Genomic DNA, 13,974 nt, shown 5'->3' with positions numbered 1-13,974 from the left:
CTCCCGGAGGTCGTCGGCGATCGGCCGGACGTCGGTCCCGTCCGGCAGGTCGGCGACGACCCGCACCCGACCCTCCTCGGCCACCGCCTCCCGGACCGCCGCGCCGTGGCCCGTCAGCGCGCGGACGATCGACCCGCCGGTCGCGCGAGCCGACACCGCACAGCCGTCCTCGCGCGTCTCGATCACGCGCAGTTCGGCGACCCCGTCCGCGTCGTCGACCGCGTCCGCGACCGCCTGCGGACCCGTCCCCGTCACGGCCAGGTACCACCGCGAGGCCGATCCCGACACGGCGACCGTGGACTCGAGCTCGATCCGACAGTCGAGCGCGGCGCTCGCGGCCGCCAGGAACGCGTCGGTCGCCGCGGTGTGGAACTCGACCTCGGTGACCGCGTCCGAGTGGAGCAGGTCCCGCCAGCGCCCGGCCGTGACCGTCCAGCCCAGGCACCGGCCGAGCGCCTCCGCCTCCCGACGCTCCGTCGGGCGCGCCGGTTCGCCGTCGGCGAGCAGCCACAGCGTCCCGTAGGTGGTCTCGCGGTGACCGACGGGGACGGAGAGCCACGGGGCGTCCCCGTCGACGTCGTCCGGCCTCTCGGCGGACGACCCGCGGCGGATCCGCGCCTCCCGCCACCGATCGGCCTCGGCGATCCGGTCGACGACCGTCTCGAAGGCCGTCTCCCGGTCCGACGCCTCCGCCGCCGCCTCGAACGCGGGCACGAGCGTGAGGGCCGGCTCCCGCTCCTCGCGGTCGGCGGGCCCGTCACGCTCCGCGGTCGGGCGACCGCGGCCGCCGCCGTCGGGGTCCCCCTCGCCGCCGGACTCGCCCGCGACGGCCGCGGCGATGGCCTCCCCGTCGAGCGGGTCGAGATGGGCGTCCAGCGCGTCCAGCGTCTCCCAGCCGCCGGCCTCGCGGACGACGTGCGGGTCGACCCCGCGGTCGACGAGGAGCCGGCGGGCGAAGGTCCGCCGGAGCGTTCGCGGCGTGACCGACGACAGCGCCGGGTCGTCGCGGTGCTCCCGCGCCCGCTCCGCGGTCTCGCGCACCAGCATCTGGACGCGGCGCGGCGAGACGCCGACGAGGGGGTCGGCGGCGGCGAGCCCCTCGCTCTCCGCGTATCGTCGGAGGTCGGCCGCGAGCGACGCCGGAACGACCGTCTCGCGGTCGATCGGGACGGCGTCGTCCGCCGCGTCGATCTCCGTCTCCGCGCGTTCCGGTTCCGCGGCCCCCTCCGCCGGTACCGCGAGGAGGAACGTCCCCTCGGCCGCCGGCGACTCCCCGAGGTCGCACGGGCGGACGCGCGGGATCTCGGCGGTCCGCAGGCCGGCCTCTCCCGCCAGTCGGACGACGACCGCGGCGCGGTACGTCCCCGCCGCCGTCACGAGCGCGTCGTACGAGTCGGCGGGGAGCGCCTCGCTCATGGTTTCGTATTCGTTCGAAAACGCGAAACGTAGTTCTTGCGGTGGGGGTTGAAACGGCGAGTTTCGCGCCAGTACGGAGACGTCTCGACGACCATGTTTCGGTCTTTCTCGACGTACTCGTTCGATCTCGGGCCGTGTTTCGGATATTTTCGTGAAGACGAAACGCTATCGATACGTTTCGTGTGTGACGCCCGCGACGTCTCCGAAATGCCGGTCACCGGCGAGAACGGGCTCGTCACGCTCCAGCGCGGTCGCGGCGATCACCGCGTCGGCTTTTCCGATCCCCGACTCCTCGTCGCCGTCGGTATCGGCCATTTGCTCGCCGAGCAGCCGTCCGGCACGTCGGGAAATACTCGGGGTCAGATCCACGAGCGGGTAGGAGTCGAGCACGGCCTCCACCCTTCGACGCTCTTCGCGTGTGCCGGCGACCTTTCCGACGCCGATGTACAGTTCCAGCACGGTCATCGACGGCACGACGAGCGGAACGCCTTCCGCTTCGAGCTCGCGCTCCTTCATGACGGCCGCGTCGACGTCGTCGATGACGTCCAAAACGAAACTCGTGTCGACGATCATTCGAACCGCTCCGCAACGTCGCGAACTTCGTCGCGGTCGGTCCGGTCGGCCGCCTCGATGGCGTCCCGCATTTCGGTCACTTGGTCTTCGTCGAAGACGCCGCGAAGGTCTCGGAGCGATCGTCCACCGATCAGCCGTTTCACGGCGTCGCTGAATGATTCGTCGTCGCGTTTGTTGGCCTTGATCCGTTCGTACACGTCGTCGTCGAGGCGGATCTGGTGTGACATCCGTGTTGACGGCGTTGACGCTTCGACGGAATCAATATTTGGGTGGACCGCGTCGGAGGAACCTCACTCCTCGCGGACGGTCGACTCGATCTCGCCGACGACCTCGGGGTTCCGCAGCGCGCTCACGTCGCCGAACTCCTCGCCGCGGGCGATGTCCTCCAGCAGGCGGCGCATGATCTTCCCCGAGCGGGTCTTCGGGAGGTCGGGAGTGAAGACGATCCGGTCGGGGCGAGCGACCTCGGCGACGACGCCGGCGACCGCGGTCGTGATCGCCTCCCGCAGACCGGCGTCGGGCTCCACGTCGCTGCGGGTCGTCACGTACGCCACGACGCCGCCGTCGTCGTCGCCGACCACGGCCGCCTCGGTGACGCCGTCGACGGAGACGATCGCCGACTCCAGCTCGGCGGTGTTGAACCGGTGGGCCCGGACGTTGATCACGTCGTCGACGCGCCCCAGGATCGTCACGTAGCCGTCCTCGTCGACGGTCGCGCCGTCGCCGGTACGGTAGCGCCAGCCGTCCTCGCCCTCGATCCAGTACTCCCGGCGGTAGCGCTCGTCGCCCTCGCGCAGCCCCCGGAGCATCCCCGGCCACGGCGACGCGATCGTCAGGTAGCCGGTCTCGCCCGGCTCGACGGGGTCGCCGTCGCGGTCGACGACGCGGGCGTCGACCCCCGGCAGCGGCGGGCCGACCTTGCCGGGTTTCATCGGCGTGACGCCCGGCAGCGTCGCCAGCGTGATCGCGCCAGTCTCCGTCTGCCACCAGGTGTCGACGACGGGCGCGTCGCCCCCGCCGACGTGCTCGCGGTACCAGCGCCACGCCTTCGGGGTGATCGACTCGCCGACGGTCCCCAGGAGGCGGATCGACGAGAGGTCGTGGGCCGCCGGGTACTCCGCCCCCCACTTCATGAACGAGCGGATCGCGGTGGGGGAGGTGTAGAAGACGCTGACCGCGTTGCGCTCGATCAGGTCCCACACGCGGTCGCGGTCGGGGTAGTCGGGCGACCCCTCGTACAGCACCGTCGTCGTGCCGACCGAGAGCGGGCCGTACACCCCGTAGGAGTGGCCCGTGATCCAGCCGATGTCGGCGGCACACCAGTAGGTGTCGTCGGGGCGCACGTCGAGGACGTTCCGCGTCGTCCACGCGACGTGCGCGAGGTAGCCGCCGGTGGCGTGTTCGACCCCCTTCGGCCGGCCCGTCGTCCCCGAGGTGTACATCACGAAGAGGAGGTCGGTCGCGTCGCGGGCGACCGGCTCGACCGTCTCGCCGTCGTGGGCGTCGACCAGCGAGCCGTAGTCGTGCTCGTCCGCGCCGAGGGGCGTCTCGAGGGCGTCGCCGAGCCGGTCGACGACCACCGTCGCCTCGAGGTCGGCGTCGGCCCGGATCCGGGCGTTGTCGGCGCGCGACTTCTGGTTGAACGCGTCCTCCCGGCGGTAGTAGCCGTCGCAGGTGATCAGGTACGCCGAGTCGGCCGCGTCGATCCGGGTCGCGAGCGCCTCCGCGGAGAGCCCGGCGAAGACGACGTTGTGCGGCGCGCCGATGCGGGCGCACGCCAGCATCGCGACCGGCAGCTCCGGGACCATCGGGAGGTAGATCGTGACGACGTCGTCCTCGCCGACGCCCAGCTCCCGCAGGCCCGCCGCGGCGGCGTTCACCTCGCGGTGGAGGTCGGCGTAGGTGTACGACCGGCGCTCGCCGCGCTTGCCGAACCAGCGGATCGCGAGCTGGTTGCGTCGCTCCGCGAGGTGCCGGTCGAGGCAGTTGGCCGCGGCGTTGAGTCGACCGTCGGGGAACCACTCGTAGAAGGGCGGATCGTCGTCGTCGAGCACCGTCTCGGGGTAGCGGTCCCACTCGAGCAGGTCGGCGGCCACCCGCCACGCGTCGGGCCAGTCGGCCGCGAACGAGTCGTACACGTCCGGATCGGCGACGGCGGCCGACTCGCGGAACGCCTCCGGCGGGTCGATGGCGCGGTCGTCGCCGGACGTGCCGCCCGCGTGCCGGCCGTCGGCCCCGGCGTCGTCCATGGCCGTACTCCAGACCGGAGGACCGTATACTTTGTCCGACCGGCGGGACTCGCTCGTTGCCCCCTCCCCGCGCGCTCGGTCACGTCCCTTCCGCGCGTCGGATCACAGCCCCTCCGCCTCCCGGAGCCGCTCGCGCACCTCGGCGGGGGTCGCGTACGGACCGCCGGCCACGCGGTGGTCGGGGACCACGATCGGGAGCGGGTTCTCGCGCAGTGCCTCCTTCACCAGATCGAGGTCCTCGGCGTCGTCGTCGTCGAGCCCCGCCAGCCGCGTGAGCCGGCTCACCGACGACGACTCGCCGACGGGAAGCTCGCGGAGCGCCTCGAGCACCCGGCGCCGGTCGGTCGGGACGGTGAGCGCGATCTCGACGTCGTCGAACGACTCGGGCTCGCCGCGGAGCGCGTCGCCGATCCGATCGAGGAGGACGTGGTCGGCGTCCGCGTCGTCCGGGACCGTCGCCGGAAACGACACCGCGATCACCCGTCCGCCGGCGAAGCCGACCTCGACCGCCCGCCCGATCGCGTCGTACTCGCGCGCGAAGACGCCGGAAGTGCCGCTCGTGGCCATGTGCTCCGGTGCGTCCCCGCGACGGTTAAACGAACCGAGGGACCGGTCCGACGGGGAACCCGTCCGCTGCCGCCGGCCCCGCAAGTCTTATGTACAGATACGTTCATTAGTGTACAGTAATGGTCGATACAGCGGAGTTGGATCCGGCGGTACGGTCGATCCTGGCCGCGGCCCGTGACCGGGCGGGGGCGGCGGCGAGAGGGACGGCGGGGCGAACGGCGGCGGGCCGGGCGACGCGAACCGCGTCGCCGTCGACCCGCGCGACCTGCGCGCCGCGTTCGAGCGCGCGGCGGCCGACGGCCGGGTTCCGGTGATCGCGGAGGTCAAGCCGACCAGCCCGACCACGGCGGGTACCCGCGATGACGACCCGGTCGCGCTGGCCGAGTCGATGGTCGCCGGCGGGGCGGCCGCGCTGAGCGTGCTCACGGAACCCGAACACTTCGGCGGCAGCACGGAGACGCTCGAGCGCGTGCGGGAGGCGGTGGACGTGCCGGTCCTCCGCAAGGACTTCGTCGTGGCTGAGTCGCAGCTCGACGCCGTCGAGAGCGACGTCGTCCTGCTCATCGCCCGGTTCGTCGGCGACGACCTCCCCGACCTGCTCGCGGCCGCCCGCGACCGCGGATTCCAGGTCCTCGTGGAGGTCCACGACCGGGAAGAGCTCGCCGCCGCCGTCGACGCGGGCGCGACGACCGTCGGCGTGAACAACCGCGACCTCGCCGAGCTGACCGTCGACCTCTCGACCTTCGAGTCCGTTGCCCCGGCGGTCCCCGAGGACGTGACGCTGGTCGCCGAGAGCGGGATCGCCTCCCCCGCGGACGCCCGCCGGATGCGGGCGGCCGGCGCGGACGCCCTGCTCGTCGGCAGCGCGATCATGGACGGCGACGTCGAGGCGAACACGCGGGCGCTGACCCGAGCGGAAACCGACACCCACACCATCGACGACACCCCGGAGACACGTATATGAGCGAAACCGAACCCACGACGACCGACGCGCCGGAGCCCTCGCGCCGACCGGGTCGCGAGCGCGGCCGCGACGACGGGAAGTTCGGGCGCTACGGCGGCCAGTTCGTCCCCGAGGCGCTGATGCCCGCGATCGAGGAACTGACCGACGCCTACGAGCGCTACGTCCTCGGCAACGAGGACGGCTTCATGGACGAGTTCCGCGAGCGGCTCGCGGACTTCGGCGGCCGCCCGACCCCGCTTCAACGCGCCGACCGGCTCTCCGAGCGCTACGGCCGGGAGATCTACCTCAAACGCGAGGACCTCCTTCACGGCGGCGCCCACAAGCTGAACAACGCGCTCGGCCAGGTGCTGCTCGCGAAGTACATGGGGAAGGAGCGGATCGTCGCGGAGACGGGCGCGGGCCAGCACGGCACCGCGACCGCGATGGCGGCCGCTCACCTCGACATGCCCTGTGAGATCTACATGGGCGAGCGCGACATCAACCGCCAGCGCCCAAACGTCTTCCGGATGAAGCTCAACGGCGCGGAGGTGAACCCCGTCACCGCCGGCCGCGGCACGCTGAAGGAGGCCATCTCCGAGACGATGCGCGACTGGGCGACCACCGTCGAGAACACCCACTACGTGATCGGCAGCGTCGTGGGACCGCACCCGTTCCCGGTGATGGTCCGGGACTTCCAGGCGGTCATCTCGGAGGAGGCGCGCGCCCAGGCGATCGAGACGACGGGCGAGCTCCCGACCGACGTGGTCGCCTGCGCGGGCGGCGGCTCCAACACGATGGGGTCGTTCGCGGGGTTCGTCGACGACGACGGGGTCGCGCTCCACGCGATCGAGGCGGGCGGCTCCACGCTCGAGGTCGACGAGGAGGCGGGCGTCGCGCCCAACTCCGCGTCACTTTTCGCCGGCGAGGAGGGCGTGCTCCACGGCGCGCGCACCAAGCTGCTCCAGGACTCCCACGGCCAGATCATGGAGAGCCACTCCGTCTCCTCCGGGCTCGACTACGCCGGCGTCGGCCCCGAGCTCGCCTACCTCGTCGACGAGGGCCGGGTCACGCCGGTCGCGGTCGACGACGACGCCGCGCTCGAGGGGTTCCACCGGCTCTCGAACACGGAGGGGATCATCCCGGCGTTGGAAACCGCCCACGCCTTCGGCTACCTCGAGGAGCACGCCGAGGACCTCGGCGAGCGCGTGGTCGTGACCGTCTCCGGCCGCGGGGACAAGGACCTCGACGCCGCCATCGAGGAGACCGACAAGCGCGACGTCCCCGGCGCGCCCGAGATGTCGATGTTCACGGGGGGGATCTGAGATGGCGAGACGCACCGCGGGAGGGGACGGGACCGCGACGACCGGCAACAGCGAGGCGCTCGCGGCCGCGTTCGCGGACGGTCCCGCCTACGTCCCGTACCTCGCCGTCGGCGACCCCGACTACGAGTCGTCGCTCGCGTACGTCGAGGCGCTCGACCGCGGCGGCGCGGACGTGATCGAGCTGGGGCTTCCCTTCTCCGAGCCGATCGCCGAGGGGCCGACGATCCAGGGCGCGGTCGTGCGCTCGCTCGAGGGCGGGATGACGCCGGACCGCTTCTTCGAGTTCGTCGAGGACCTCGACGTGGACGCGCCGCTCGTCTGTATGACCTACTACAACCTCATATACCAGTACGGGGACGGCGAGGCGCGGAGCGCCTCGGAGACGAGCGACGATGCCGCGAGCGGCGGCCCCCGCGCCTTCGTCGAGAAGGCAGCCGAGGTCGGTCTGGAGGGGTTCGTCGTCCCCGACCTTCCGGCCGAGGAGGCCGACCCGCTGCGGGAGGCCTGCGACGAGTTCGGGCTCGACCTCGTCTTCATCGTCGCCCCGACCACCAAAGGCGAGCGGCTCGAGCGCATCATGCGCCGGGTCTCGGGGTACGTCTACGTCCAGGCGCGGCTCGGGACGACCGGCGCGAAGAGCGACGTGGCCGACAGCACGACCGAGAGCCTCGACCGCCTCCGCGAGTACGACGTGCCGAAGGCGGTCGGCTTCGGCATATCGACCGGCGAGCACGCGGAGCGCATCGTCGCGGGCGGGGCCGACGGGATCATCGTCGGCTCGGCGCTCGTGGACGTCGTCGCCGACGGGGTGGAGGAGGACCTGCCGACGGAGGCGGTCGCCGACCGGCTCGAGTCGCTCTCGCGGGAGCTGAAGGCGGGCGCGGAGCGCGGCCACGCGGCGCGGACCGGGACGGCCGAGTCGCGCTGAGCGGGACGGCGCGGCGGTCCGAGCCGGACGGCACCCGGCTCGCCGCCGGGATCGGAGCCAATTCCTCCCGGAACGAAACCCACTTACCTCCCTTTGACACAGGGTCACATAAGACCGATCCACAATGACAGCAGGACTCTCGGCACGACTCGACCGGATCTCGACGAACGATCGCTACCTCATCGTCCCGATGGACCACGGTATCACGATGGGCGCGGTGAAGGGTCTCGTCGACATCGAGTCGACCATCGACGGCGTCACGAGCGGGGGCGCGGACGCGGTGCTCACCCAGCGGGGGATCGCCCCGCGCGTCCACGACAACAAGAACGGCGCGGGGTACATCGTCCACGTCAACGCCTCGACGACGATCGGCCCCGACGAGCAGGACAAACGCGTCACCGCGAGCGCGGAGGCGGCGGTCCGCGCCGGCGCGGACGCGGTCTCGTTCCACATCAACGTCGGCTCCGACCACGAGCCCGAACAGATCGAGGAGCTGGCGGAGCTCACGGACGAGGCCTCGCGGCTCGGGCTCCCCGTGCTCGCGATGGCGTACGCGCGCGGCCCGGGCGTCGACAGCATGGACCCGGAGTCGCTCGGGCACGCGGTCCGGCTCGCCGAGGAGCTCGGCGCGGACGTGGTGAAGACCGGCTACTCCGGTGACGGCGACACCTTCGGACGCGTCACCGAGTCGACCCGGCTCCCGGTCGTCATCGCCGGCGGGTCGAAGGGCACGGACCGCGAGACCGTCGAGATGGTCCGCGGCGCGATGGACGGCGGCGCGGCCGGCGTCTCGATGGGGCGGTCGATCTTCCAGCACGACGATCCCGAGGGGATCGCGAGCGCGGTGTCGGCGGTCGTCCACGACGACGCCGACGTGGAGGCGGCGCTCGAGGCCGGCGGGTTCCTCGAGGCCTGAGTCCGGGAGAGCGGGGTCGAACGGGGCGGCGACCTCGTCGCCCGCATGTCCCTTCCGCAGTTTTCAAGCACCGTCCCCGTGAGGTTCCGGTAATGACACGCACGGTCTGGGTCAAAGCCGACGGCGCGGTCGGCGACTGGGAGGCGCGGAAGCGACGGATCACGACCGCCATCGAGGCGGGCGCGGACTGGGTGCTCGTCGACGAGGCGGACGTCGCGAGCGTCAGGGAACTGGGCGACGTGAACGTGGCGGCGTTCCTCGCGGACGCCGACGTCGTCGACGGCGACGGCGACGAGGCGGAGGCGGACGCCTACTTCGTCGGCAAGGGCGGCGAGGGCGACGGCACCATCGACCTCCCCGACGACTTCTCCGGATCGGCCGACCTCACCACGCTCCGCCGGCGCGACGACCGTGCGCAGGGCGCGTACGTCCGCGTGCTCGGCACCGAGTACGAGGCGTTCGCCGAGGAGGCGGCGGACGCGGCCGACTTCACCGTGGTCGTCGGCGAGGACTGGTCGATCATTCCCCTCGAGAACCTCATCGCGCGCGTCGGCGAGGAGACGCACCTGATCGCGGGCGCGACGACCGCCGCTGAGGCGCGGACCGCCTTCGAGACGCTCGAGATCGGCGCGGACGGCGTGCTCATCGACGCCGACTCGCCCGACGAGATCCGCGGCGCGGTCGAGGCCCGCGACGCGGCCGACCGCGAGACGCTCGAGTTGCGGCACGCCGAGGTGACCGCGGTCGAGGCCACCGGCATGGCCGACCGCGTCTGTATCGACACCGGGTCGCTGATGGACGGCGACGAGGGCATGCTGGTCGGGTCGATGTCCCGCGGGCTCTTCTTCGTCCATGCGGAGACCGCGGAGTCGCCGTACGTCGAGTCGCGACCCTTCCGCGTGAACGCGGGCGCGGTCCACGCCTACGTGCGCAACCCCGAGGGCGGCACGAACTACCTCGCGGAGCTGTCGAGCGGCGACGAGGTCCAGGTCGTCGACACGGACGGGCACACCCGCGAGGCGATCGTCGGCCGCGTGAAGATCGAGAAGCGACCGATGTTCCGGATCCAGGCCGAACTCGAGACCGACGACGGGGTCGACCGGATCGAGACGCTCATCCAGAACGCCGAGACCGTGAAGGTCGCCACGAGCGAGGGGCGGAAGGCGGTCACGGACCTCGAGGCCGGCGACGAGGCGCTCGTCTACTACGAGGACGTCGCGCGCCACTTCGGCGAGGCCGTCGAGGAGAGCATCATCGAGAAGTAGGTCGACCGCGGCGGAACCCGGTCGTCGCGGAGCGCGCTCCGGACCGCGCCCCCACACACCACAGCTATTTCACCCCGCCACCGGACGGTGTGCCATGGCCAACGCAACCGGAGCCGTTCCCTCGGAGGTCGCCGACCTGCTCACCCCGTATCCGGGGTACAACGTCGCCGTCGACGACGGCGACACCGACCTCGTGGACGTGGACTACTTCGCGCTCGACCGCTTCGCGGAGGACCCGCGGGGCCACGGGAAGCCCGCGGACAACATCTGAGACCGTGTCCGGAACCGACGAAGGGGCCGTCTACCGGCTTGCGGACATGACGTGGCAGGAGGTCGAGGCCGCGATCGAGGAGACCCGGACGCTGTTGCTCCCAGTCGGCAGCACCGAACAGCACGGCCACCACATGCCGCTCGGCGTGGACGTCTACATGCCCGAGGCGATCGCAGAGCGCGTCGCCGAGCGCACGGGGTGTCTCCTCGCGCCGCCGATCTGGTACGGCGTCAGCCCGCATCACACGTTCAAGCCGGGCACGTTCACGGTCGAGAGCGAGACCTTCCAGCGCTACGTCCGCGACGTCTGTACGTCCGCGGCGGAGTGGGGCGTCGAGAACGTGCTGCTCGTGAACGGCCACTACCTGGTACAGGACCCCGAACTCGACGTCGTCGCCCGGAAGCTCACCACCGAACACGGGATACGGGCGTTCCACGTGCCCCTGGTCTCCGTCTTCGAGGACGCCGCGACCGCCGTCCGGACGAGCGAGGTCTCCTTTCACGCCTCCGAGTTCGAGACCAGTCTCATGCTGTCGCTGTTCCCCGGTCTCGTGGAGATGGATCGTGCGGAGGCCGTCGACGTGCCCGACGACGCGCTTCCGCTGACGGACTACGACGCGTACGGCGACAACCGGGTCGGCTGGGCGCTGTCGGCGGAACGCATGGACGCGCTCACGCACACGGGGAACCTCGGCGACCCGACCGTCGCGACGCGCGAGAAGGGCGACGAGCTGGTCGCCGACGCGGTGGCGAACGTCGCCGAGCTCGTGAACGCGCTGGACGGGATCGACGCCCCGGAGGGCGACCCCGACAACTGTTAGCCCCTCGCGTCCGTACCGCCGACACGAGATGACCACCATCGGCATCATCGGGGCGGGCGCGGCCGCGGCGGCGGCGACGCACGTCCTCGATTCGACCGTCCCCGACGCGGAGGTGACCGTCCTCGAGAAGTCGGGCGGGCTCTGCGGCCGGGCCGCGACCCGTCGAAACGACGACCGGGACCTAGTGTACGACTACGGCGCGAACTACCTCAAGTCCGACGACGACCGGGTCGTCGACCTCGTGACGGAGACGCTCGACGGGGAGGGGATGGTCGACGTGACGGAGCCGATCCACACCTTCGAGGAGTCGGGCGAGGTGTCGCCCGGCCGCGACGCCGACGGGCACAAGTGGAGCTACCGCACGGGACTCACCCAGATCGCGAAGCGGCTGTTCGGCGGGACGGACGCGACGGTCCACCGCCGGACCCGCGTCGAGACGATCCGGCGGGAGGGAGGGGATGGCGACGGCGGTGACGGCGACGACCGTGGCGACGCGTGGACCCTCGTCGACACCGACGGCGACGCGTGGGGTCCCTTCGACGTCCTCCTCGTGAACCCGCCGGCCCCCCAGACCGCCGACCTCCTCGCCGACGCCGAGTGGGCGTCGCCGGCCCGCGAGTCGCTTCGAGCGGCCGCCGCCGACGTGCCGTACCGCACCGTCTGGACCGCGGTCCTCCACTACACCTTCGCGCTCGACCGGCCGTACTACGGCCTCGTGAACACGGACAAGTCGCACGCGGTCGGCTGGATCTCCCGCGAGGAGTGTAAGGCGGGGCACGTCCCCGACGGCGAGTCGCTGCTCGTCGTCCAGGCCGGCGGCGAGTGGTCCGCGGAGCGCTACGACGCCGATCCCGCCGACAACGTGGCCGAACTCGCCGGTCACGCCGCCGAGATCGTCGGCGACGACCGCCTGCTGGACCCCGACTGGACGGACCACCAGGGGTGGCGCTACGCGATCCCGGAGGGCGGGATCGAGCGCGATCCGGCCGACGGGGCTGACCCGGTCGACGCCGCGGCGCGCGAGAGGCTGTACGTCTGCGGCGACTGGGTCGCCGGGGAGGGACGGCTCCACGCCGCGCTCGCGAACGGGCTCGACGTCGGCGAGCGGGTCGCGGGCGATCTCGGGGACGACTAGAGGTCGTACAGCTCGCCGTACTTCCCCTCGACGTACGCGAGGAACGCGTCGGCGGAGAACTCCTCCCCGGTCGCCCGCCTCACCAGCTCGTTCGTCTCGTAGCGCGAGCCGTGGCGGTGGACGTTCTCCGAGAGCCACTCGTGGAGCGGGTCGAAGTCGCCGTCGGCGATCGACCCCTCGAGGTCGTCGATCCCGTCTTCGGCGGCCGCGTACAGCTGGGCGGCCATGACGGAGCCGAGCGAGTACGTCGGGAAGTAGCCGAAGTTGCCGTGGCTCCAGTGGATGTCCTGGAGACAGCCCTCGGCGTCCGTCTCGGGGCGGATCCCGAGGTACTCCTCGTACTTGTCGTTCCACGCTTCGGGCACGTCCTCGACCGCGAGGTCGCCGCGGACCAGGTCGCGTTCGATCTCGAAGCGGACGACGATGTGGAGGTGATACGTGAGCTCGTCGGCCTCGACCCGGATGAGGTTGTCCTCGTACACCTGGTTTACGGCCTCGTAGGCGTCCTCGACGGTCGCGTCCGCGGTGTCGGGGAAGCGGTCCTGGAAGGTCGGCAGGAAGCGTTCCCAGAACGCCCGGCTCCGCCCGACGTGGTTCTCCCAGAGCCGCGACTGCGACTCGTGGACCGAGAGGTCGCGCGACTCGCCGAGCGGCGTCCCCCAGTGTTCCTGCGGCAGTCCGAGGTTGTACTGGGCGTGGCCGAACTCGTGGATCGTCGAGCCCACCGCGGCGAGCGGGTCGGACTCGTCGAACCGCGTCGTCACCCGACAGTCGAACTGGTTGCCGGAGGTGAACGGATGCGAGGAGACGTCGAGCCGGCCGCGGTCGAAGTCGTACCCGACCAGCTCCAGGGCGTCGCGCGCGAGCGCCTCCTGGTCGTCCGTCGGGAAGCTCCCCTCGAAGGTGTCGACGGCGAGGTCGCGGTCGGACGCGCGGATCGCGTCGATCATGGGGACGAGCGCCTCGCGGAGCTCCTCGAGGATCGCCTCCGCGCGGTCGATCGAGAGGCACGGCTCGTACTCCTCGAAGAGCACCTCGTAGGGGTCCCGATCGGGGTCGACGTGCTCCGCGTACTCGCGTTTGAGCTCGACCTGTCGCTCCAGATGCGGCGCGAACGCCTCGAAGTCGTCCTCGGCTCGCGCCTCCTCCCAGGCCGCGAGCGCCTCCGAGCTCGCCTCGGAGATCCGCTCGACCAGGTCGACCGGAACCGCGTCGGCGCGCTCGTGCTCCCGGCGGATCTCGCGGACGACCGCGGACTGCTCGTCGGTCAGGTCGGCGTCGGCGAGCTCGGCGAGGCGGGCGGCGGTCTCGTCGTCGGTCAGCATGTCGTGGCGAACCGACGAGAGCGCGGAGAGCTGTTTCGAGCGGGCGGGGGTGCCGCCTTCGGGCATCATCACCTGCTGGTCCCAGCCGAGCACGCCGGCGGCGCTGCCGACCGCGTTCCATCGTTTCGCCCGCTCGAGGAGGGCGTCGTACGCGTCCGGGGCGTCGGACCCGTCGTCGGATGTGGCTTCCGTTGCCATATCCCGTGAAACGGCCGGCCGCGTTAAGAAGGACGCGCTCGCGGAC

Annotated in this window: 13 protein-coding genes and 1 pseudogene; 8 read left to right on the top strand and 6 right to left on the bottom strand. The window is 71.7% G+C overall.

Translation table 11 applies throughout. The features are described 5' to 3' along the window. The 5 genes from DJ70_RS12640 to DJ70_RS12620 form a co-directional block, all read right to left on the bottom strand. Positions 1 to 1,416: bacterio-opsin activator domain-containing protein (locus DJ70_RS12640; RefSeq protein WP_094533542.1), on the bottom strand; the 1,416-nt coding region annotated here is incomplete at its 3' end. Positions 1,417 to 1,581: 165 nt separating this feature from the next. After that, positions 1,582 to 1,989: a PIN domain-containing protein gene (locus DJ70_RS12635; RefSeq protein WP_094533540.1), complete on the bottom strand. Its 408-nt coding sequence runs from the start codon at positions 1,987 to 1,989 to the stop codon at positions 1,582 to 1,584. Further along, complete coding sequence (locus tag DJ70_RS12630) at positions 1,986 to 2,216, bottom strand: antitoxin VapB family protein (protein WP_094533538.1); 231 nt, start codon at positions 2,214 to 2,216, stop codon at positions 1,986 to 1,988. The genes DJ70_RS12635 and DJ70_RS12630 overlap by 4 nt, the downstream gene beginning before the upstream one ends. Positions 2,217 to 2,279: 63 nt before the next feature. Next, positions 2,280 to 4,238, bottom strand: coding sequence for an acetate--CoA ligase (acs, locus tag DJ70_RS12625; protein WP_094533536.1), 1,959 nt, complete (start codon positions 4,236 to 4,238; stop codon positions 2,280 to 2,282). A gap of 102 nt (positions 4,239 to 4,340) precedes the next feature. After that, complete coding sequence (locus DJ70_RS12620) at positions 4,341 to 4,805, bottom strand: MGMT family protein (RefSeq protein WP_094533534.1); 465 nt, start codon at positions 4,803 to 4,805, stop codon at positions 4,341 to 4,343. Between the two features lie 119 nt (positions 4,806 to 4,924). On the opposite strand from DJ70_RS12620, the pseudogene trpC reads away from it, so the two are divergent. The 8 genes and pseudogenes from trpC to DJ70_RS12585 all read left to right on the top strand — a co-directional run bounded on the left by trpC (position 4,925) and on the right by DJ70_RS12585 (position 12,405). Then, positions 4,925 to 5,769: pseudogene (trpC, locus tag DJ70_RS12615) on the top strand (indole-3-glycerol phosphate synthase). Then, positions 5,766 to 7,070 carry a tryptophan synthase subunit beta gene (trpB, locus tag DJ70_RS12610; RefSeq protein WP_094533532.1) on the top strand — a complete coding sequence of 435 codons (1,305 nt, stop codon included), beginning with the start codon at positions 5,766 to 5,768 and terminating at the stop codon, positions 7,068 to 7,070. The pseudogene trpC and the gene trpB overlap by 4 nt, the downstream one beginning before the upstream one ends. A gap of 1 nt (position 7,071) precedes the next feature. Beyond that, positions 7,072 to 7,998 carry a tryptophan synthase subunit alpha gene (gene trpA / locus DJ70_RS12605; RefSeq protein WP_094533530.1) on the top strand — a complete coding sequence of 309 codons (927 nt, stop codon included), beginning with the start codon at positions 7,072 to 7,074 and terminating at the stop codon, positions 7,996 to 7,998. Positions 7,999 to 8,122: 124 nt separating this feature from the next. Beyond that, entirely contained in the window at positions 8,123 to 8,914 is a 792-nt protein-coding gene (locus tag DJ70_RS12600; RefSeq protein ID WP_094533528.1) for a 2-amino-3,7-dideoxy-D-threo-hept-6-ulosonate synthase, read from the top strand. A gap of 92 nt (positions 8,915 to 9,006) precedes the next feature. Beyond that, on the top strand, positions 9,007 to 10,179 hold the full coding sequence (locus DJ70_RS12595; RefSeq protein ID WP_094533526.1) for a 3-dehydroquinate synthase II: 1,173 nt from the start codon (positions 9,007 to 9,009) through the stop codon (positions 10,177 to 10,179). Between the two features lie 94 nt (positions 10,180 to 10,273). Continuing rightward, the gene (locus tag DJ70_RS17480) at positions 10,274 to 10,450 is read left to right on the top strand and encodes a hypothetical protein (RefSeq protein WP_179234054.1); all 177 of its coding nucleotides are present in this window, start codon (positions 10,274 to 10,276) and stop codon (positions 10,448 to 10,450) included. Positions 10,451 to 10,454: 4 nt separating this feature from the next. Further along, on the top strand, positions 10,455 to 11,270 hold the full coding sequence (locus tag DJ70_RS12590; RefSeq protein ID WP_245810843.1) for a creatininase family protein: 816 nt from the start codon (positions 10,455 to 10,457) through the stop codon (positions 11,268 to 11,270). A 28-nt stretch (positions 11,271 to 11,298) separates the two neighbouring features. Beyond that, positions 11,299 to 12,405 carry an NAD(P)/FAD-dependent oxidoreductase gene (locus DJ70_RS12585; RefSeq protein ID WP_094533524.1) on the top strand — a complete coding sequence of 369 codons (1,107 nt, stop codon included), beginning with the start codon at positions 11,299 to 11,301 and terminating at the stop codon, positions 12,403 to 12,405. Here DJ70_RS12585 and DJ70_RS12580 read toward each other — a convergent pair. Beyond that, positions 12,402 to 13,928, bottom strand: coding sequence for a carboxypeptidase M32 (locus DJ70_RS12580; RefSeq protein WP_094533522.1), 1,527 nt, complete (start codon positions 13,926 to 13,928; stop codon positions 12,402 to 12,404). The genes DJ70_RS12585 and DJ70_RS12580 overlap by 4 nt on opposite strands. Positions 13,929 to 13,974 lie beyond the last annotated feature (46 nt).

This window comes from Halorubrum halodurans, from assembly GCF_002252985.1.
GTDB lineage: Archaea > Halobacteriota > Halobacteria > Halobacteriales > Haloferacaceae > Halorubrum > Halorubrum halodurans.
Note: the sequence above shows the minus strand (reverse complement) of the source record. Positions and strands in the feature narration are given on the sequence as shown.

What these genes read in the sequence shown, in the direction of transcription:
- DJ70_RS12635 (WP_094533540.1), bottom strand. Translation starts at nt 1,989, where the DNA reads ATGATCGTCGACACGAGTTTCGTTTTGGACGTCATCGACGACGTCGAC.
- DJ70_RS12630 (WP_094533538.1), bottom strand. Translation starts at nt 2,216, where the DNA reads ATGTCACACCAGATCCGCCTCGACGACGACGTGTACGAACGGATCAAG.
- acs (WP_094533536.1), bottom strand. Translation starts at nt 4,238, where the DNA reads ATGGACGACGCCGGGGCCGACGGCCGGCACGCGGGCGGCACGTCCGGC.
- DJ70_RS12620 (WP_094533534.1), bottom strand. Translation starts at nt 4,805, where the DNA reads ATGGCCACGAGCGGCACTTCCGGCGTCTTCGCGCGCGAGTACGACGCG.
- trpB (WP_094533532.1), top strand. Translation starts at nt 5,766, where the DNA reads ATGAGCGAAACCGAACCCACGACGACCGACGCGCCGGAGCCCTCGCGC.
- trpA (WP_094533530.1), top strand. Translation starts at nt 7,072, where the DNA reads ATGGCGAGACGCACCGCGGGAGGGGACGGGACCGCGACGACCGGCAAC.
- DJ70_RS12600 (WP_094533528.1), top strand. Translation starts at nt 8,123, where the DNA reads ATGACAGCAGGACTCTCGGCACGACTCGACCGGATCTCGACGAACGAT.
- DJ70_RS12595 (WP_094533526.1), top strand. Translation starts at nt 9,007, where the DNA reads ATGACACGCACGGTCTGGGTCAAAGCCGACGGCGCGGTCGGCGACTGG.
- DJ70_RS17480 (WP_179234054.1), top strand. Translation starts at nt 10,274, where the DNA reads ATGGCCAACGCAACCGGAGCCGTTCCCTCGGAGGTCGCCGACCTGCTC.
- DJ70_RS12585 (WP_094533524.1), top strand. Translation starts at nt 11,299, where the DNA reads ATGACCACCATCGGCATCATCGGGGCGGGCGCGGCCGCGGCGGCGGCG.
- DJ70_RS12580 (WP_094533522.1), bottom strand. Translation starts at nt 13,928, where the DNA reads ATGGCAACGGAAGCCACATCCGACGACGGGTCCGACGCCCCGGACGCG.